Source organism: Lysinibacillus sp. NPDC093197, assembly GCF_044754025.1.
Taxonomy (GTDB): domain Bacteria; phylum Bacillota; class Bacilli; order Bacillales_A; family Planococcaceae; genus Lysinibacillus.
The window spans coordinates 1-20998 of sequence record NZ_JBIVOH010000008.1; the positions used below are offsets into that span (position 1 = coordinate 1).

The following is a 20998-nucleotide window of genomic DNA, read 5'->3' on the forward strand; positions in this document are numbered from 1 at the left end:
AGGTCACACCCGTTCCCATACCGAACACGGAAGTTAAGCTCTTTAGCGCCGATGGTAGTTGGGGGCTTCCCCCTGTGAGAGTAGGACGTCGCTAGACACAAATAGTAAGCCGAGGATTTAATCCTCGGCTTTTTTTATTTCTTAAACAGCAGGATTGCTAGTATTCCATGTTATTAATAGCGTAAGGGTTCCTAATGAGGATAATTTTGAATGGATTAGGTAATCGTTTTGAACCTACCGTGAGATAGATTGATAAAAGTTATAGAATTCATCAAGAGTATTAAAAATCTGTAGCACCAATATTTATCCTGTTTAACTGTCACGTAATTCTCTTTAATCTTGACATGGATGGGGACATGCTGATTTTTGCTTCGGGGTCTGGAACATAATTAATCTTGAAAGTTTATCATTGGAAAATGTTCATTAATAGAAACAACTAAATTATTTTCCTTATTCTTTCGTAATATCCTTGTCTTACGCATAAAAGGGAGAAAATGGTCGCAAAATGAACTTATTTTGCGATGTTTCGTTCCTTACTATAGGACACTGTTTGCATGAAACTGTTACACAATGGTAAAATGGAATTTGAGACTCGTATAGGAAGTGAAAAATATTCATGGCAAACCTATTAAATAAATTATTTGATTTCAATAAACGTGAGTTAAAAAAATTAGAAAAAATCGCTGACCAAGTTGAGGGATTAGCTTCTCAAATGGAACAGCTTTCAGATGAGCAACTACAAGCGAAGACAGAGGAATTTAAAAAACGTTATGCAGATGGCGAAAAATTAGATTCTATTCGTGCTGAAGCTTTTGCAGTTAGTCGTGAGGCGTCGAAACGTGTATTAGGAATGTATCCTTTCCGCGTGCAAATTATGGGTGCGGCTTCACTTGATGAAGGTAATATTTCAGAGATGAAAACCGGTGAAGGTAAAACGTTAACAGCTACGATGGCAGTATATTTAAATGCTATTACTGGTAAAGGCGTACACGTTGTAACGGTCAACGAATATTTGGCAAGTCGTGACGCTGCTGAGATGGGAGAGCTGTATAATTTCTTAGGCCTTTCAGTTGGTTTAAACTTAAACAGCCTGTCAAAAGAAGAGAAGCGCGCGGCTTATGATGCGGATATTACGTATAGTACAAACAATGAATTAGGGTTTGACTATTTACGTGACAATATGGTGCTTTATAAAGAAGAGCGTGTTCAACGTCCGCTTCACTACGCTGTAATCGATGAGGTTGACTCGATTTTAATTGATGAGGCACGTACACCATTAATTATTTCAGGTCAAGCTGGGAAATCTGCGCAGTTGTACAAGCAGTCTAATGCTTTTGTACGCATGTTAAGTGCTGATACAGATTACACATATGAAGAATCAACAAAAGGCGTTACATTAACGGATGCAGGTGTAGAAAAGGCCGAAAAAGCTTTCGGTATCGACAATTTGTTTGATTTAACACATGTACGTTTAAATCATGCCATTAACCAGTCGTTAAAGGCACATGTGAGTATGCATAATGATGTTGATTATGTTGTCCAAGAAGGCGAAATTGTTATCGTTGACGGCTTTACTGGTCGTTTAATGAAGGGACGCCGTTATTCTGATGGTCTCCATCAAGCAATTGAAGCTAAAGAGGGCGTTGAGATTCAAAACGAATCAATGACGATGGCAACAATTACGTTCCAAAACTATTTCCGTATGTACCAAAAGCTTGCGGGTATGACAGGTACAGCGAAAACAGAAGAAGAAGAGTTCCGTAATATTTACAACATGAGTGTTATTGCGATTCCAACGAATAAGCCAATTGCACGTGATGACCGCCCAGATTTAATTTTTGCTTCTATGGAAGGAAAATATAAAGCAGTAGCGGCTGATATTGCTGAGCGTCATAAGGCTGGTCAACCAGTACTTGTTGGTACAGTGGCGATTGAAACATCTGAAATTATTTCACAATTACTTGATAAACATAAAATTCCTCATAATGTACTGAATGCGAAAAACCATGAGCGTGAAGCAGAAATTATCGCGAATGCAGGTTCAAAAGGTGCAGTTACGATTGCAACAAATATGGCTGGTCGTGGTACCGATATTAAACCTGGTGAAGGTGTATTAGAAATTGGTGGTTTAGCGGTAATTGGTACGGAGCGTCATGAATCACGTCGTATCGATAATCAGCTACGTGGTCGTTCAGGACGTCAAGGGAATCCAGGGGTTACGCAATTCTACCTGTCACTTGAAGATGAATTAATGCGTCGATTTGGCTCTGACAATATGAAGTCTATGATGATGCGTCTTGGAATGGATGACTCTCAACCATTACAATCAAAAGTTGTATCAAGAGCGGTAGAATCAGCGCAAAAACGTGTTGAAGGGAATAACTTCGATGCACGTAAACGTTTATTACAATATGATGATGTTTTACGTCAGCAACGTGAGATTATTTACAAAGAGCGTTATGACGTTTTAGAAACGGAAAATATGCGTGAGCTTGTAGAGTCGATGATTCAGGAAACAATCGATAATATTGTCGGACTATACACACAAGATGACCAGCCGAAAGATTGGAACTTAAAAGCGATTGAGGACTTTGTCGCAGCTAACCTATTAGAAGAGGGCACATTAAAAGTGGCGGACTTCCAAGGTAAATCTGCCGAAGAAATTAATGCGACTATTTCCGATGCTGTACACCAACGCTATGATGAAAAAGAAGAAGAGCTTACACCAGAGCGTATGCGTGAGTTTGAGAAGGTTATTTTATTACGTTCAATTGATACGAAGTGGATTGATCATATTGACGCAATGGATCAATTACGACAAGGGATCCATTTACGTGCGTATGGTCAAAATGATCCTCTACGTGAATATCAACAAGAAGGTTTTGCGATGTTTGAGGATATGGTCGCTTCAATTCGTGAGGATGTAGCGAAATATGCGATGAAAGCAGAAATTCGCAGTAACTTAGAACGTGAAGAGGTTGCAAAAGGTCAGGCTGTGAATCCGAAAGAAGATGGTTCCCCTGCACCGAAAAAACAACCTGTTCGTAAAGCTGAAAATATTGGACGCAATGATTTATGTCCATGCGGTAGTGGAAAGAAATTTAAAAACTGTCACGGTGCAGGTCAATAAAATAGGGAAAAGATCAATTCAACGAGAAGTTGAGTTGGTCTTTTTTTGCTTAGAAAGAAACGGCTCTAAAATCTGAATTAATAGACAATAGATAATCGAAAGTATACAATAATTGTAACAATAGGTATTTAGTTCAATGAAAGTAATGAGTATAGCAGATTATTTAAATAAAAAGTAAGACACTTTCATATGAATTTACTTTCTTTGACAAAAGGGGAGGTGAATTTATGCGTTAGTCGGACTAAATTCTCGAGTAATGTAGTTTTAGCAGACGTGCTCGAGGAAGTACATAAGTATACCCATAAACATGTACATTCCTTTTTAATTCACATGATAAATATGATTTAAAGGAGGAGTAATCATTGCATTATAATTGTGAAGACATTATGAGTAGTGAAACAATGTTGTATATGCCTGAGTATGATGCCTTTGGAAATTTATGTACAAGAGTAATTGAAAGGGACTATCAATATATTTCAAAATTATCTCCTACGAGACTAATGGATTTTAATCTCCGCTATTTTGGTTCGAGCTTACGAGGAGCCTTTGATGGATCAAAGATGATTTTAGGTAAGCTCAATAAAAATCCCATAGTTGTCCATGAACGGTTTAATATTTTGTGGTTTCCAAGTAAGTCACCGTTACATCCAGAATGTATTTGGTTTGCTGTCCATCATATAGACGACTATATTGCTGTTAGTAAAAAGCAAACGAAGGTTGTGTTTATGAACGGTCAAGAAATTATTGTGGATGTTAGTCCGAAAGCTTTTGAATATCGTATTCAGAGGGCTTTTTTATTAAAATACAAGCTTGAAAAACGTACAAAACATTTACTAGTGCAGTTTGATCGAGTCAAAGTATTTCAACGAATGGCGATTCGTTCTAAGGTAGAGGATGAAACGAAAAAGGATGAATGCTAGGAAATAGTAACTATTCATCCATGAAAGTTATTTCTGTCCAGATGTAACGGAATATCCATTGAGTGCATTTAAGAATTTTATTTTCTTTAAAATACAATTAATAAATACAGAGGGGTGTAGGCTTTGATGATTTATTATGAAACGATTTGTATTTGCTGTAAAAGACAATTTAAGCTTTTAGAAGGGACTAGGAAATATCAGCTTTATAAAGTGAATCGGAATAGACGATTGACATGCGAGCATTGTGACCAAAAAATTCACGCCGAAGCTCGAAAAAGTTTACTCGGAAAACTTAATTAGGGAATAATATATTTTTGATCATAAAAGATAGTAGTATAAGCTAAGCGCTTTGGACTACTATTTTTTATGTCTCGTGGACAGGGCATATTGAAAAAAGTATGTTTTCCGCTTTAAAAACGCTATAATAGAATAATACGGATTTTACATGTAATATCCATTAAATATGTTCGGAGGATTTAGCAATGATTGAATTAGCAGATGTGCGTAACGCGTTAGATACTACAGCCAAAAAATTGGCGGACTTCAGGAGGTCTCTTTGACTTAGAAAACAAAGAGGCACGTATTCAAGAATTAGATGAAATGATGCTAGAGCCAGGCTTCTGGGACGATCAGCAAGGAGCACAGGTAGTCATTAATGAAGGTAATGGCTTGAAGGCAATTGTTAATGAATATAAAGAGCTAGTAGATACACATGAAAACTTAGATATGACATTAGAGTTATTACGTGAAGAGCCTGATGAAGAATTACAGGAGGAGCTAGGCAATGAGCTAGCAGAGTTCCAACAAAAAATGGGCGATTTTGAATTGCAATTACTATTAAGTGGTCCATATGATCAGAACAATGCCATTTTAGAGCTTCATCCTGGTGCTGGTGGTACAGAGTCTCAAGACTGGGGTTCTATGTTACTTCGTATGTATACGCGTTGGGCTGAAAAACGTGGATTTAAAGTAGAAACAGTCGATTATCTTCCAGGTGATGAAGCGGGTATTAAATCCGTAACTTTATCTATTAAAGGACATAATGCTTACGGTTATTTACAGGCTGAAAAGGGTGTACACCGTTTAGTACGTATTTCACCGTTCGACTCTTCTGGTCGTCGTCATACATCATTCGTTTCATGTGATGTTATGCCTGAATTCGATGACAATATTGAAGTAGACATTCGTACAGAGGATTTAAAAATTGATACGTACCGTGCAACAGGCGCTGGTGGTCAGCATATTAATACAACGGATTCAGCTGTTCGTATTACACATATTCCAACTGGTACTGTCGTTCAATGTCAGGCAGAGCGTTCACAAATTAAAAACCGTGAAAAAGCAATGACGATGTTAAAAGGGAAATTATATCAATTAGAAATTGATAAGCAGCAAGCACAACTTGATGAAATTCGCGGTGAGCAAAAGGAAATTGGCTGGGGCTCTCAAATACGCTCTTACGTATTCCATCCATACTCTATGGTTAAGGATCACCGTACAAGTGAAGAAACAGGGAATGTAGGCGCAGTAATGGACGGAGATTTAGATCCATTTATCAATGCATATTTACGTTCTAAAATTGGATAATCAATGAAGACCTCAGAGGCGTTACGCTTCTGAGGTTTTCTCATTTAAAGTGCCAGTCACTCAAACAATTCTGAATTTTTATGACACTGCTAGTAGGTTAACCAAGTAAAAACCCACGTAGACTCCTGCGGGAACGCACAGAGCGTAAGACGTAACAAACGGCGCCACAGCGAGGGTTACGGCTTACGTGTGTGCCCGCGGAAAGCGAAGGGGAATTTACGCTTTAGAATTACAATGCATAGAATGGCACAGGAACTCCAGCTATGCAATATCCTACTAGGCACTGCTAGTAGAACATTAATATATATATTTCCTAAGTAAAAATCCACGTAGACTCCTGCGGGAACGCACAGAACGTAAGACGCAAAAAACCGCGCGTTAGCGAGGGTTGCGGCTTACGTGTGCCCGCGGAAAGCGAAGGGGAATTTACGCTTTAGAATTACAATGCATAGAATGGCACAGGAACTCCAGCTATGCAATATCCTCCTAGGCACTGCTAGTAGAACATTAATATATATTTCCTAAGTAAAAACCCACGTAGACTCCTGCGGGAACGCACAGAGCGTAAGACGTAACAAATGGCGCCACAGCGACGGTTGTGGCTTACGTATGTACCCGCGGAAAGCGAAGGGGAATTTACGCTTTAGAATTACAATGCATAGAAAGGCACAGGAACTCCAGCTATGCAATATCCTCCTAGGCACTGCTAGTAGAACATTAATATATATATTTCCTAAGTAAAAACCCACGTAGACTCCTGCGGTTACGGCTTACGTGTGTGCCCGCGGAAAGCGAAGTGGGTTTTTACGCTTTAGGAAGAGTCACATGAATAGAGCATTTTTTGTGACAGCTCCTACTAACCCTAACAAGTAGATATTTTATTAATACTCAAGTGACCCTTCTCCTTAAAATGGTGGATGGTACGGAGCATCGTGGCTAAGTTGTTTACGCTCACCCATATAATGTTTATAAAGCATTGAAGCATTAACAAATTGTTTACTAATCGAAGCATATTTAATAGGCAGCTCAATTTCCATATCATTTTTCAATGTAATAATACATCCTTCACTACTCGGCGAAATATTGGAAATAGCATGGAGTCCAATCCAAATATTGTGTATAGAGTTTGGCGAATAGGTCGGTAAAAAAATGCAAGGAAAGCCATAATCATATGCGACGACTATAGGGAGCTTATGCTGATTACCAAAAAAACGTTTTGCAGAATGTTTTGCAGCTTCATAAGTCGTGCCTAATGAGATGCAAGATTTGCGTAAAACATGCAAAGGTTTGCGTGTCACAATAAGCTCATTATGCTTGTCAATAACTCGAGTGAAAATTTTAGATTCATGCTGAATCGGTTCCAATAAATAAGTATTAAAAGACATTAAATAACCATTCACATAATTTGATGACATATGTAAAAGCCTCCTTTTAATAGTGATTATTTGTAGTGTAAATGACAAAAATGCATTCTGAAAATATAGATATAAACCGAAATTATATAGATAATTGATGCTTTTCCCTAAGGAATTTGCTCGAAATTCCGCTATAATTCTAATAAATAATAGATGATTTTTATTTGTTTAGCGTTGCATTTTAATCTAAATTTTCTTATAATTTAGAAAAGGATCGAGGTGAGATCGTTGGATAAATATTATTCGTACACAGATTTTCTAAAAGCCGTAGGTCAGTCAAAAAAAGTTGATGAGGCAGAGAAATTATTGAACGAGATTTATTTAGATTTATTTTTAAATCATATCCAGCGTATGCATCGTGAAGAAAAGCTAATGGTTCTGATAGATAGAACACTCGATGAACGAGATAAAAAAGCTTTTCACTTATACGCAACTGAACTAGAGGCTTTACACAAAGTAGCAAGTGAATAATATGATAAGACCGCTCTCCAATTACAGGAGAGCGGATTTTTTTGTTTATCTACAAATAGATGTTATCAGCACTATTATGTTTAATGAAAAATTGTAAAATCTTTTATTTTTCTAGAATTCTATGATTAAAGAAAGGGTATATATCTAATCATAGGTATAAAGGATAGAAGTTTGTTGTTTCTGAAAGAGTGTCACATCTAAGAGAAAATTCAAATGCTACATCAACATACACGTACCGAAATTGAAAATGAGAAAAATAACAAACATTCGTTCGTTAAATGTTCGATATTTTAATACTGCTATGCTAAAATAAATGTACAAATTGGAAGGAAAGGACGGGGACATGCGTGCAAACATTTGATTTACAGGCGCCTTATCAGCCTAATGGTGATCAGCCACAGGCGATTGCAGAATTAGTGGAGGGTGTACGTGAAGGGAAACGACATCAAACATTACTTGGTGCAACGGGGACGGGCAAAACTTTTACGATTTCCAATGTCATTCAGCAAGTAAAAAAACCAACACTGATTATGGCCCACAATAAAACACTTGCGGGTCAATTATATAGTGAGTTCAAAGAGTTCTTCCCAAATAATGCAGTTGAATACTTTGTAAGTTATTATGACTACTTTCAACCGGAAGCGTATGTTCCGCAAACAGATACGTATATCGAAAAAGATTCAAGCATTAATGATGAGATTGATAAACTCCGTCACTCAGCCACTTCTTCACTTTTCGAACGTGATGATGTCATTATTATTGCGTCCGTGTCCTGTATATATGGTTTAGGTTCTCCGGAAGAATATCGAGAATTAGTTGTATCAATTCGCACAGGGATGGAAATTGAGCGCAATCAATTACTTCGAAAATTAGTCGACGTGCAATATGAACGCAATGATATTAGTTTTACACGTGGGACGTTCCGTGTACGAGGAGACGTTGTGGAAATTTTCCCAGCATCTCGTGATGAACATTGCGTCCGTATTGAATTTTTCGGAGATGAGATTGACCGAATTCGAGAGGTAGATGCTTTAACTGGAGAAATATTGGCAGATCGAGACCATGTAGCAATTTTCCCAGCATCCCACTTCGTTACACGTGAAGAAAAAATGCTTAAAGCAATTGACAATATTGAACAAGAATTAGAACAACGCCTTGAGCTATTGAGAGCAGAAGATAAGCTATTGGAGGCACAGCGCTTAGAGCAGCGTACACGCTATGATTTGGAAATGATGCGTGAAATGGGCTTTTGCTCAGGTATTGAAAACTATTCACGCCATTTAACATTACGTGAAGCTGGGGCAACACCATATACGTTACTTGATTACTTCCCAGAGGACTTTCTACTCGTCGTCGACGAAAGCCATGTGACATTACCTCAAGTAAGAGGTATGTATAATGGGGACCAAGCGCGCAAAGGGGTACTAGTTGAGCATGGTTTCCGTTTACCTTCTGCACTAGACAATCGTCCATTGCGTTTTGAGGAATTTGAACGACATATTCATCAAGCAATTTATGTATCAGCAACGCCTGGTCCATATGAAATTGAACATACTCCAGAAATGGTAGAACAAATTATACGTCCAACAGGATTACTAGATCCGTTAATTGAAGTTCGTCCAATTGAAGGGCAAATTGATAATTTAATTGATGAAATTCATGATCGTATTGCGCGAAATGAGCGTGTACTCGTAACAACATTGACGAAAAAAATGTCAGAAGATTTATCTGCATATTTGAAGGAAATGGGCTTAAAAGTGGAATACTTACATTCAGAGATTAAGACATTAGAACGTATTGAGATTATTCGCGAACTTCGTAAAGGTACATATGATGTACTTATCGGCATTAACTTATTGCGTGAAGGCTTGGATATTCCTGAAGTATCACTAGTAGCGATTTTAGATGCAGATAAGGAAGGCTTTTTACGTTCGGAGCGTTCTCTTATTCAAACAATTGGCCGTGCGGCACGTAATGCAAATGGGCATGTCATTATGTACGCGGATAATATGACAGATTCTATGAAAAAGGCAATTGAGGAAACAAAACGCCGCCGTACAATTCAAATGGCTTACAACGAGGAACATGGCATTACACCGAAAACGATTGTCAAAAAGATTCCGGATGTTATTCGTGCGACACAGGTGGCAGAGGAAGAGGAGTCTTATGTAACAAAGGCAACGAAAGGCAAAAAATTGACGAAAGCAGAAAGAGAGAAATTACTTGCTACTCTTGAAGTTGAGATGAAGGAAGCGGCAAAAGCACTTGACTTCGAACGTGCAGCTGAGCTTCGCGATACAATATTTGAATTGAAAGCAGAAGGGTGATTGGCTTGTGAAAAATACAGAAATTGTCGTGCAAGGCGCACGAGCACATAATTTAAAAAATATAAATGTCACAATTCCACGTGATCAATTAGTCGTGTTAACAGGTTTATCTGGGTCTGGGAAATCGTCATTAGCGTTTGATACGATTTACGCTGAAGGACAACGTCGCTATGTCGAATCATTATCGGCATATGCGCGCCAATTTCTTGGCCAAATGGATAAACCGGATGTAGATGCAATAGAGGGGCTATCGCCTGCTATTTCAATCGACCAAAAAACGACGAGCCGAAATCCACGCTCAACAGTCGGAACAGTCACGGAAATCTATGATTATTTGCGTTTACTATTTGCCCGTATCGGCAAGCCCATTTGTCCAAATCACGGTATTGAGATTACGTCTCAAACGATTGAGCAAATGGTCGATCGTCTGCTCGTCTATCCAGAGCGTACGAAAATGCAATTACTTGCACCAATGATTTCAGGGCGTAAAGGGACACATGTAAAATTACTTGAGGATTTGAAAAAGCAAGGCTTTGTCCGTGTACGAATTGATGGAGAATTACGCGATTTAGACGATGCTATTGATCTTGATAAAAATAAAAAACATTCGATAGAAGTTGTTGTCGATCGTGTAGTTGTAAAAGAAGGAATTGCAGCTCGTCTTAGTGATTCGTTAGAAACAGCCCTTCGATTAGCAGAGGGACGTGTGCTTGTCGATGTAATGGAGCATGAAGAATTATTATTTAGCGAACATCATGCCTGCCCATTATGTGGATTTTCAATTGGAGAGTTAGAGCCTAGGATGTTTTCTTTTAACAGTCCATTTGGGGCGTGCACAAGCTGTGACGGTTTAGGAACGACACAAGAGGTTGATCTTGAGCTTATCGTGCCAGATTGGGATCGTTCATTATTAGAGCACGCTATTGCACCATGGGAGCCTACTAGCTCTCAATATTATCCACAGCTATTAAAGGCTGTATGCGACCATTACGATATTCCAATGGATGTACCTGTCAAAGATTTACCTAAAGAAAAGATGGATAAGGTTTTATTTGGCTCAGGTAAAGATAAAATTCACTTCCATTATGAAAATGAATTTGGCAATGTGCGAGATCAGATGATTGAATTCGAAGGTGTCGTTCGTAATGTAGAGCGTCGTTTTAAGGAAACAACTTCCGATTATGTACGAGAACAAATGGAGAAATATATGGCTCAGCAAGCTTGCCCATCATGTAAAGGCTACCGACTAAAGCCCGAAACATTAGCTGTGAAAATTGCAGATCAGCATATTGGACAAGTAACAGAGTATTCGATTCAGGATGCAGATACGTTTTTCAAAGAACTAGATTTATCTGAAAAGGATATGCAAATCGCAAAACTCGTATTGCGTGAAATAGAAGAACGTCTCGGCTTCTTAGTCAATGTTGGATTAGATTATTTAACATTAAATCGTGCTGCGGGAACACTTTCAGGCGGGGAGGCTCAGCGTATCCGTCTGGCAACACAAATTGGCTCTCGTTTAACAGGAGTGCTCTATATTTTGGATGAGCCATCTATCGGCCTACATCAGCGAGATAATGACCGTCTCATTAGTACGCTACAAAATATGCGTGATATCGGAAATACGTTAATTGTAGTAGAGCATGATGAAGATACAATGCTAGCAGCGGATTATCTTATTGATGTTGGACCAGGTGCAGGAGTACATGGTGGACAAATTGTTGCAGCAGGTACACCACAGGAAGTAATGGATAATCCTAAGTCATTAACAGGACAATATTTAAGCGGCAAGAAATTCATACCGCTACCAATTGAGCGTCGTAAACCAGATGGTCGTAAACTATCTATTTTAGGTGCAAAAGAAAATAACCTACAAAACGTCAAAGTAGACGTACCATTAGGTCTATTTGTAGCGGTGACAGGTGTTTCTGGCTCAGGTAAATCAACTCTCATCAATGAGATTTTATATAAATCTTTAGCGCAAAAGCTCAACCGTTCAAAGGTGAAGCCAGGTGCACATAAAGAAGTAACAGGATTGGATGAGTTAGAAAAAGTTATTGATATTGATCAATCACCAATCGGCAGAACGCCACGCTCAAATCCGGCAACATATACAGGAGTATTTGATGATATTCGCGATGTTTTTGCAACAACAAATGAGGCAAAAGTACGCGGCTATAAAAAAGGGCGGTTTAGCTTTAATGTTAAAGGTGGTCGTTGTGAAGCTTGTCGTGGCGACGGTATTATTAAAATTGAAATGCATTTCCTGCCAGATGTTTATGTGCCGTGTGAAGTTTGTCATGGTAAACGTTATAATCGCGAAACACTTGAAGTGAAATATAAAGATAAAAGTATTGCGGATATTTTAGATATGACAATTGAAAATGCTGTGGTGTTCTTTGAAAACATTCCTAAAATTCAACGTAAATTACAAACGATTGTTGATGTAGGGTTAGGTTATATGAAATTAGGACAACCTGCGACTACCCTATCAGGTGGTGAGGCACAGCGTGTTAAATTGGCTTCTGAATTACATCGCCGCTCAACAGGTAAGTCATTTTACATTTTAGATGAGCCGACAACTGGCTTACATGCAGATGATATTGCACGCTTACTCATTGTGTTGCAACGCCTTGTTGAAAATGGTGACTCAGTACTTGTCATTGAGCATAATTTGGATGTTATTAAAACAGCGGATTACATTATTGACTTGGGGCCAGAGGGTGGCGACAAAGGTGGTACAATTGTTGCTACAGGTACGCCAGAAGAAGTAGTGGAAGTAAAGGGCTCTTATACAGGTAAATATTTAAAACCGATATTAACACGTGATAGAATGCGTATGGAAGCTGCTTTGGTAGAAGCATCTAAATAATTTATTATAAAGTAGTTTATTGTAAAAATCTGCTCTTTTCCGAGGGTAAGACTTAAGACCCCGCATGCTCGTTAGCTTTTGTGGCATCATGCATAAGGCTTTTTCTCCCTCAGGAAATCTTGCAGATTTTTTATTTTCTCATATCAAAAATGCACCTAATAGCGACAATGCAGTAATTCATCATCTGTGATAGTAAATACTTTTTCATTTTTTCAGTGAAACTTTTCACATAGGGATACGTATAAATAGATATAACAATCTGTGGGAGGCTATATGATTATGCAAAATGAACGTCAACGAATTTTAGAACTTGTGGAAAAAGGTACAATTTCAGCGCAAGAGGCGATTACATTATTAGAAGCATTAGAGCAACCTAGCAAGTCCACTCAAAGTAGTAACGATGTGTCGAATATGGGTCAGCAATCCTCAACAGAGAAAGAATCTATCTTTAAAGATCCAGAGTTTAAAGAAGAACAAAAGAAAAAAGATGCAGACTTCACTAAAAATTTCCAAGAGGAAATGCATGATTTTCGTAAAGATTTATCGCAAATCGGTTCAATCTTTATGGATATGATGAATACAGCAGTTAAAAAAGTAAAAGAATTTGATGTTTCTTCGCCATTTGGAGATAAATTTGAATTTACACATACAGAAGAACTAGCGGCAGAGAATGTAGAAAATGTCATTGTTGAATTACCGAACGGCAATTTTTCATTAGAGATGTGTGAAGGTGATAACTTCCAAGTCATTTGTAAAGTAAAGGCACCGCTACTTAATGATAACGAGGAAGAAACACGTAATCATTTCTTGGAACAATTTGTTGTGAAGAACGAGGAAGGCTCACTTAGAATTTTAAGTCAGCTTAAGCTTGTGCAGGTGAATGTTCAATTACTTGTGCCAAAGGAAAAGTTAGATAAATTGTCAGTCCGTTTAATGAACGGTAGTGTTGCCTTGCAAGATATCGAGCTAGATCAATTAAAACTTAAAACACTTAATGGTGCGATTAAGGGCTCTAAGCTAGTATTTACGAAGGCAGAAGTGGATTCATCGAATGGCTCGATCGAACTAACTGATGTACGTGGTAAAGATTTAGAAGCTGAAACATTGAATGGTCGTGTTTATTTAGATGGGGCTTTAGATGAAGTAGAAGCAAAATCTATAAATGGACATGTTGTTGTGACAACATGCTCTAGTAATTCATCAAAAATTAAAGCACATACAGTTGCTGGAGCTGTAGAAATATATGTACCACGAACAATGTCTTTAAGCGGAAAAATTGTCACAAACTTCGGCAAAGTGGATGTAGGTATTCAAGATACGTCGAAAATTGAAACACAGGATCAATTCTTAACTAAAGTAGTTCGTTTTGATAAAGAAGTGGAAAATGCGAATCGCTTATTTATCGAAGGCGAGTCGAAAACAGGAGCAGTTTTAATTCGTTATACAACTACTGACGAGCAACAAATGTAAAAATATAGAGCATTCAGGCTAGGCTATATAGCTTGAATGCTTTTTTATATTCAATATTTACTAATAAGAAACAGGAATCACTATAACCTTCCATCGATTCCTGTTTTTATTTGTTGTCATTTGGTGGTTTTTAAAAAAATATTCCAAAAAACATTAAATAAATAGAATATAATGCCAACGAATGAAATAAAACTGTAATAAAAAAACATAGATTGAGTGATATAATAGAAAAAGAATACATCTTACATATAAGAGGTTTAGGTGGTTTAAAAAACATGATAGAAATGAAAAATGTGACAAAGAAGTATCCGAATGGTGTAGTTGCGACAAATGGCATTTCGGTTAATATAAAACAAGGTGAATTTGTCTATGTTGTTGGTCCAAGTGGTGCAGGTAAATCGACATTTATCAAGTTAATGTACCGTGAGGAAAAAGCAACTTCAGGTGAAATTACTGTTAATGGTATTAATTTAGGTGATTTAAAAAATAAAAAAGTACCTTTCTTGCGCCGTCAACTCGGTGTAGTTTTCCAAGATTTCAAATTACTTCCAAGATTAAATGTCTATGAAAACGTAGCATTTGCGTTAGAGGTAATTGAAGAGGAACCAGTTGAAATCCGACGTAGAGTTATGGAAGTTTTAGATCTTGTTGGATTAAAGCATAAGGCAAGAATGTTCCCGAACGAACTTTCTGGTGGAGAACAGCAACGTGTTTCTATTGCTCGTTCTATTGTGAACGTACCAAAAGTAGTAATTGCAGATGAACCAACAGGGAATCTAGACCCTGAGACATCTTGGGAGATTATGAATTTGTTTGAAGAAATTAATGCACGGGGAACGACAATTGTAATGGCAACCCACAACCGCGAAATTGTGAATACCATTCGTCGTCGAGTTATAGCGATTGAAGGCGGTATGATTGTCCGTGATGAGCACGGAGGTGACTACGGCTATGAAATTTAATACGGTAAAACGACACTTTCGAGAGAGTATAAAATCACTTGGTCGTAATAGCTGGATGACAATTGCTTCTGTCAGCGCGGTTACAGTGACTTTGATATTAGTAGGTGTATTCTCGCTAATTATGATGAACTTAAATAAAGTAGCATCAGATTTAGAGAACGATGTTGAAATAAAAGTGTTAATCGATGAAACAGCAGATGAAGCTGCTGAAAAAGCATTGCTAGCAAAAATAGAAAAATTGCCTGATGTTGCGGAATTTACTTATTCCACAAAGGAAGACGAATTAACAAAGTTAGTGAAAGATTTTGGGGATGACTTTAAGCTTTTTGAGCAAAGTAACCCGTTACGAAATGTTATTTATGTAAAGGCAACAGATCCACAGCAAACTGCCACGGTTGCAAAGACAATTAATAAGTATGAATATACATACGATGTGAAGTACGGTGAAGGTAAGGTAGAAAAACTTTTCAACTTCTTAAATATTAGTCGTAATGTAGGTCTTGTGCTGATTTTAGGGTTATTATTCACAGCTATTTTCTTAATTTCTAATACGATTCGTATTACGATAATCGCACGACGTGATGAAATCGAAATTATGAAACTAGTAGGTGCAACAAATTCGTTTGTGCGTATTCCATTTCTTTTAGAAGGTATGTGGCTGGGGATATTAGGTTCTATCGTCCCGATTGCGGTTATCGCAACACTTTATCACAATGTATATAGAATTATTGCACCTCGTTTACAAGGTGAGCTCGTTCAGCTTCTTAGCTTCTCACCACTTGTTTATCAAGTAAGTGGTCTACTATTGCTTATTGGTGTGCTTATTGGTATTTGGGGAAGCTTCATGTCTGTACGTAAATTTTTAAAAGTTTAACTTGTTTCAGCAAAAGTTCTTATTTATAAAAGCGGGGGATACACGGGATTCTTTGTGGATTCTACCCCCGTCTGAATCAAGTTAAAGTCCACGGTTAATGTCACAGATTTTATAAGGAGCCTATTGATCAGGCTCGAAAAAAACTTGACGCAATAATGCCGAGGCGTAATTTATATTTAGTCAGAGATGTAGCGCAATAAAAAAGCCGTTTATGACGGCGTACATAGTCAGAAAAATGGAATTAAATAGACGAAGGGAGTTCAATAAATGAAAAGTAAGGCAAAAAACACAATTAAAGCATTTGCAGCAACAACGGCACTACTTCTTATTATCCAAACTCCAACAGCGTATGCAACTAGTTTAACGGATTTAAAAGAAGAGAAAAAACAAGTAGAAACAAAGAAAAATCAATTAAATTCTTCTATTAGCAATAAAGAAAATGCAATTAGTGCAAATGAAGAAAAGCAACAAAAATTACTAGATCAAATTCAAGCGTTAAACGCTGAAATCGAAACTACAAATAGTAGTATTAAAAATGTATTGGCAGAAATTCAATCTACAAATGCAGAGATAAAAGAATTAGAAGGTACAATTGAAGAGCTTCTTCGCAAAATTGAAGAGCGTGATTTATTATTACAAGATCGTGCACGTGCAATTCAAGCTGGGGGCTCAGTTAGCTATTTAGATGTGCTACTAGGTTCTAATAGCTTCGTAGATTTCATCGACCGCTTCTCCGCTGTAAATGCATTACTTGAAGCGGATCGTCAAATTATTCGCGATCAAAAACAGGACAAGCAAACATTAGAAGAGCAAAAGCAAGTACTAGAAAGTAAACGTCAAAAGCTTGAAGAGCAGAAAGCAAAGCTAGAGCGTCTAAAAGCATCATTAGATGGACAGAAAAAAGAGAAAAACACTTTAGTTGAACAGTTAGAAAAAGAACAAGCAAAACTAAAGTCAGAAAAAGTATTACTTGAAAAAGAATATTCAGAGGCGCTTGAAATTAGTGCTGAATTACAGCAGCAAATTATTTCAGAGCAAAACCGATTAGCGGAAGTAGCTCGTCAACAAGAGGCAAAACGTAAAGCAGCAGCCGCTGCTGCAGCTGCAGCAGGGAACTCAGGCTCTGGCGGCTCTACAGTGAATGCTCCAGCTTCGGATGGAACATGGATTAAACCAACAAATGGTCGTTTAACATCACCATATGGCTGGCGTAATCTTGGTGCTGGTCCTGAATTCCATTATGGAGTTGACCTTGCCAATAAAACAGGTACGCCAATTTGGGCAGCGGCTGACGGTGTCGTATCTTACGCCGCACCACTTAGCTCTTACGGAAATGTGGTTATTTTAACACACTCTATTGATGGAAAAATATATACAACAGTTTATGCACATTTAAGTGCATTTAATGTTAGTGTCGGTGACGAAGTAAGCCAAGGACAGCAAATTGCAGCAATGGGTAGTACAGGTCGCTCAACAGGACCACACTTACACTTTGAAGTGCACATCGGCTCTTGGCAAGGACAAGCAGTTGGTAGTGTGAATCCACTAAAATATATTCCATTGTAAATATTTTATGAAGAGAGTCGTCTCATTGTGAGACGGCTCTTTTTTGCGTGTTAGTGACAAAATAAAAAGGAGATTTTTCCTGTTATAACGTGCATTCGAAAGAAATGTTTATTACTATATACGATGTGGGGTATTTTCAAGTGAAATGCTCCAAAAATGACTATTCTATGAAAACTTGAGAATAATTTTTGAACACAGTGTGAAATGGAAGTTTTCATAAAAGTATGTATGCTATGCTAAAATTATCTATATCGGTGGAGGATTTGTTAAGGTGATTAATACTGAGTGGTTTTCAATTCGTGCATTAACTTTACCAGCAACGGCGGTCGCATTATTAGCAGCATTTATCATTGTATGGCTTGTCTTACGAATACAATTCCCGAAAATATGGTCAGGGGTATACGGTGATACAATCTTTACTTTTATACTTGTTTGGAAATTTAGCGTCGTTATTACGGACTTTCAATCTGTCCTTTCACAACCATTAACGCTTCTTTACTTTAATGGCGGAACTGTCGGTGTCTTATTAGGAACAGTTGCCTTAATATTTCAATTGTGGTGGAAGCGACAACAACTACAATTCGATTCTGAAGGCGTAACTGCAAGTGGCTGGGCAATCATTTTAACGCAATCCATTTATCAATGGTTCATGGTATTATTGAATGACAATTCGCTCCAAAGTGAACTCATCACTTTGGTAGTGCTAAGCATACTAACGATTATCATATTATGGAAAGTAACAGAAACAACTCTAGCGTTATTAGTGTATACAGCTGTGTATGTAATCGTTGCTGTTTTTCAGCCTAATGGCTTTTGGCAACCGGCTGTTGGAGTAAGCTTCCTATTACTTATGTTAGGTATAGGAATTCAACGAATGGGAGGAAAAGAATGAAAAAAAATATTGGGTTACTTATGGTTGTGTTGTTAATAGCTGCGATGATTGGTACATATGTTAAACAGCAAATTGATAAAGAGCGCGAAATTGAAACGGCCTCACTTGGTAAAGAAGTAGAGGAACGGACAATTGGGTTGAAAAAAGGAGACACACCGCCTGATTTCACGTTAACTAATTTAGATGGTGAAAAAGTGACGTTAAGTAAGTTACGCGGAAAAAAAGTAGTATTAAATTTTTGGGCAACATGGTGTCCACCGTGTAAAGCTGAAATGCCACATATGCAAAATTATTACGATCAATATGCAAAAGAGGATAATGTTGAAATTTTAGCAGTCAATTTAACGTCAGCCGAGCGAGACGTAACAGCTGATGCGAAAATTGATTCAGTCATGACATTTAGAGATGGTTTTGAACTTACATTCCCGATTTTACTTGATCCAGAAAATGCTGCTGGTTCAGATTATCAGGTCATTACAATTCCAACAACGTATTTCATTGATTCAACTGGGGCTATTCAGCAAGCGATAGAAGGCCCAATGAACATCGAAATGTTAAAAAACACTGTTGAAGCATTAGATTAAAACTAAACTACAACCCACTGTGCCCGTAAAATGCACAGTGGGTTTTTTTAGTGGGGTTTTTTAGTGCCAGGCACCCAAACTATTCTGAATTTTTATAGTACTGCTAGTAGATTATTTTATATATCCAAGTAAAAATCCACGTAGACTCCTGCGGGAACGCAGTGGGTTTTAGTGCCAGGCACCCGAACAATTCTGAATACTTAAAGCGCTACTAGTAGATTATTTTATATATCCAAGTAAAAATCCACGTAGACTCCTGCGGGAATGCAGTGGGGTTTAGTGCCAGGCACCCAAACAATTTTGTATAGCCCGTGAGCTTATTTAGAATTCCAAAACATTATTTTGTATGTTTGAAAATAAAAATTCATACAGTAAAGAGACAGAGGAGGGAAGGTTTGCGCAAAATTACGGCAGGAGTCGGGGTACTTGTCAGCAGTTTATTGATAGGTAGTGGATTTTACTTTGACTTGTTTGATTTTGATGGAGGAGAGAAAAAAGTGCAAGTCGCAGAAGTTGATTCGATTAACGAAGCTTTGCAACTAATCGAAAAGAAATCTGTATATAGCACTAAAAAAGAAGAATTAGTAGAAGGTGCTTTACGTGGTATGGCAGATGCAATTAAGGACCCGTATAGTACCTATTACACGAAGGAAGAGGCTGAGCAACATCGACAAATGCTAGCAGAAGAAAGAGTTGGCATCGGTATTGAATTGACAGAAAACAATGGGAAGTTTATTGTTGTATCGCCTGTTCGTTCGTCACCAGCAGAAAAGGCTGGAATGCGCTCTCTCGATGAAATTGTACAAGTTGATGGCGTAAAAGTAGATGGGAAAACAATGAGTGAACTAATGCATTTAATTCAAGGTGACAAAGGGACAAAGATTACCATTGTTGTTTATCGTCCAAGTGAGGATAAGCATATTAAAATGACGATGGAACGTGCTGCAATCTCCAATAAAACCGTAACGAGTGAGGTAGTGAAGGTTGAGGATACTTCGATAGGATATATAGAAATCTCGTTATTTGGTGAGAAGACAGCAAATGAGTGGGTTGCAGAAACAAGTAAGCTACTACGCAAAGATGTAGAAGGGCTCGTTGTTGACGTTCGTGATAATCCTGGAGGCTATTTACATAGCGTCGCAGCGCTACTAAGTACAATTTTAGAAAATGGTAAAGTATTTGCCTATATGCAAAATGCAGAGGGGGCTATGGAACCATTAAAAACTGAATCGAAAGGCTTTGATGAAAAATATTTAGCTACGATGAATAAAATTCCGATTGTCATTATTCAAAATGGTGGTAGTGCATCAGCTAGTGAAGTACTCAGTGGAGCATTAAAAGGCTGGAATCGTGCTTCCCTTGTCGGCGTTAAAAGTTTTGGTAAGGGCACAGTGCAGGAATCATGGTCTCTTGCAAATGGGGGAGAACTAAAGCTATCGACAAATAAATGGCTTACGCCAAAACGTGAATGGATCCATGGGAAGGGCATTGAAGCTAGTTTAGTTATTGAACAAAACGAGTTATTTGCGTTCCAATTGCATCCATTAACAGGGCAATTCAAAATAGGCAATATGAGCGAGGAAATCGCGTATACCCAAAAAGCATTGCAAAAGCTTGGTTATCAAATTGACCGATTAGATGGGTATTTAGATGAGACAACTCAAGAGGCAGTAAAACTTTATCGTAAGCAGAAGGAATTACCGCCAGCAGATAATGATGTATATGTAGATTCTACATTCTTCAATAGTTTAAATGGAACGTTAAAGGCTTATAAAGAAGATCGTCAAAATGACTTGCAATTCCAAATGGCAACAAGCTTCCTGTTGCACAATATTGAGCAATAGATATTATAAATCTAGTAAAAATGATGGGAAATAACAAGCTTTCTACCAGTTACTACTACGCAAGACAGTGGTCGTTTGATACAA

Annotated in this window: 14 protein-coding genes and 1 rRNA gene; 14 read left to right on the plus strand and 1 reads right to left on the minus strand. The window is 37.8% G+C overall.

Going from position 1 to position 20998, the window contains the following annotated elements; translation table 11 throughout:
• The 4 genes from rrf to prfB all read left to right on the plus strand — a co-directional run.
• Positions 1-97: ribosomal RNA gene (gene rrf, locus ACIP9G_RS18020) — 5S ribosomal RNA — on the plus strand; the annotation flags it as partial.
• Positions 98-616: 519 nt separating this feature from the next.
• Positions 617-3130: a preprotein translocase subunit SecA gene (gene secA / locus ACIP9G_RS18025; RefSeq protein ID WP_340826327.1), complete on the plus strand. Its 2514-nt coding sequence runs from the start codon at positions 617-619 to the stop codon at positions 3128-3130.
• 362 nt (positions 3131-3492) lie between these two features.
• Complete coding sequence (locus ACIP9G_RS18030; RefSeq protein ID WP_340826326.1) at positions 3493-4050, plus strand: competence protein ComK; 558 nt, start codon at positions 3493-3495, stop codon at positions 4048-4050.
• Positions 4051-4532: 482 nt separating this feature from the next.
• Positions 4533-5637 (plus strand): peptide chain release factor 2 gene (gene prfB, locus ACIP9G_RS18035; RefSeq protein WP_401021137.1). Its coding sequence is split into 2 segments (ribosomal slippage): positions 4533-4607 and positions 4609-5637, totalling 1104 coding nucleotides; the frame shifts between segments, so codons are not numbered across the junction.
• 905 nt (positions 5638-6542) lie between these two features.
• Here prfB and ACIP9G_RS18040 read toward each other — a convergent pair.
• Positions 6543-7052, minus strand: coding sequence for a competence protein ComK (locus ACIP9G_RS18040; protein WP_340826325.1), 510 nt, complete (start codon positions 7050-7052; stop codon positions 6543-6545).
• Between the two features lie 228 nt (positions 7053-7280).
• On the opposite strand from ACIP9G_RS18040, the gene ACIP9G_RS18045 reads away from it, so the two are divergent.
• The 10 genes from ACIP9G_RS18045 to ACIP9G_RS18090 all read left to right on the plus strand — a co-directional run bounded on the left by ACIP9G_RS18045 (position 7281) and on the right by ACIP9G_RS18090 (position 20914).
• Positions 7281-7523: an IDEAL domain-containing protein gene (locus ACIP9G_RS18045; RefSeq protein WP_340826323.1), complete on the plus strand. Its 243-nt coding sequence runs from the start codon at positions 7281-7283 to the stop codon at positions 7521-7523.
• Between the two features lie 347 nt (positions 7524-7870).
• Positions 7871-9850, plus strand: coding sequence for an excinuclease ABC subunit UvrB (gene uvrB, locus ACIP9G_RS18050; protein ID WP_340826322.1), 1980 nt, complete (start codon positions 7871-7873; stop codon positions 9848-9850).
• A gap of 7 nt (positions 9851-9857) precedes the next feature.
• On the plus strand, positions 9858-12722 hold the full coding sequence (gene uvrA / locus ACIP9G_RS18055; protein ID WP_401021141.1) for an excinuclease ABC subunit UvrA: 2865 nt from the start codon (positions 9858-9860) through the stop codon (positions 12720-12722).
• A gap of 279 nt (positions 12723-13001) precedes the next feature.
• On the plus strand, positions 13002-14192 hold the full coding sequence (locus ACIP9G_RS18060; protein ID WP_401021143.1) for a DUF4097 family beta strand repeat-containing protein: 1191 nt from the start codon (positions 13002-13004) through the stop codon (positions 14190-14192).
• A 275-nt stretch (positions 14193-14467) separates the two neighbouring features.
• On the plus strand, positions 14468-15154 hold the full coding sequence (gene ftsE, locus ACIP9G_RS18065; protein WP_340826319.1) for a cell division ATP-binding protein FtsE: 687 nt from the start codon (positions 14468-14470) through the stop codon (positions 15152-15154).
• Complete coding sequence (gene ftsX, locus ACIP9G_RS18070; protein ID WP_340826317.1) at positions 15144-16028, plus strand: permease-like cell division protein FtsX; 885 nt, start codon at positions 15144-15146, stop codon at positions 16026-16028. Before ftsE ends, ftsX begins: the two co-directional genes overlap by 11 nt.
• Positions 16029-16295: 267 nt before the next feature.
• On the plus strand, positions 16296-17594 hold the full coding sequence (locus tag ACIP9G_RS18075; RefSeq protein WP_340826316.1) for a murein hydrolase activator EnvC family protein: 1299 nt from the start codon (positions 16296-16298) through the stop codon (positions 17592-17594).
• Between the two features lie 271 nt (positions 17595-17865).
• On the plus strand, positions 17866-18486 hold the full coding sequence (locus tag ACIP9G_RS18080; protein WP_401021147.1) for a hypothetical protein: 621 nt from the start codon (positions 17866-17868) through the stop codon (positions 18484-18486).
• The gene (locus ACIP9G_RS18085) at positions 18483-19070 is read left to right on the plus strand and encodes a peroxiredoxin family protein (protein ID WP_401021149.1); all 588 of its coding nucleotides are present in this window, start codon (positions 18483-18485) and stop codon (positions 19068-19070) included. Before ACIP9G_RS18080 ends, ACIP9G_RS18085 begins: the two co-directional genes overlap by 4 nt.
• Before the next feature lie 395 nt (positions 19071-19465).
• Positions 19466-20914 carry a S41 family peptidase gene (locus ACIP9G_RS18090; protein WP_340826312.1) on the plus strand — a complete coding sequence of 483 codons (1449 nt, stop codon included), beginning with the start codon at positions 19466-19468 and terminating at the stop codon, positions 20912-20914.
• Positions 20915-20998 lie beyond the last annotated feature (84 nt).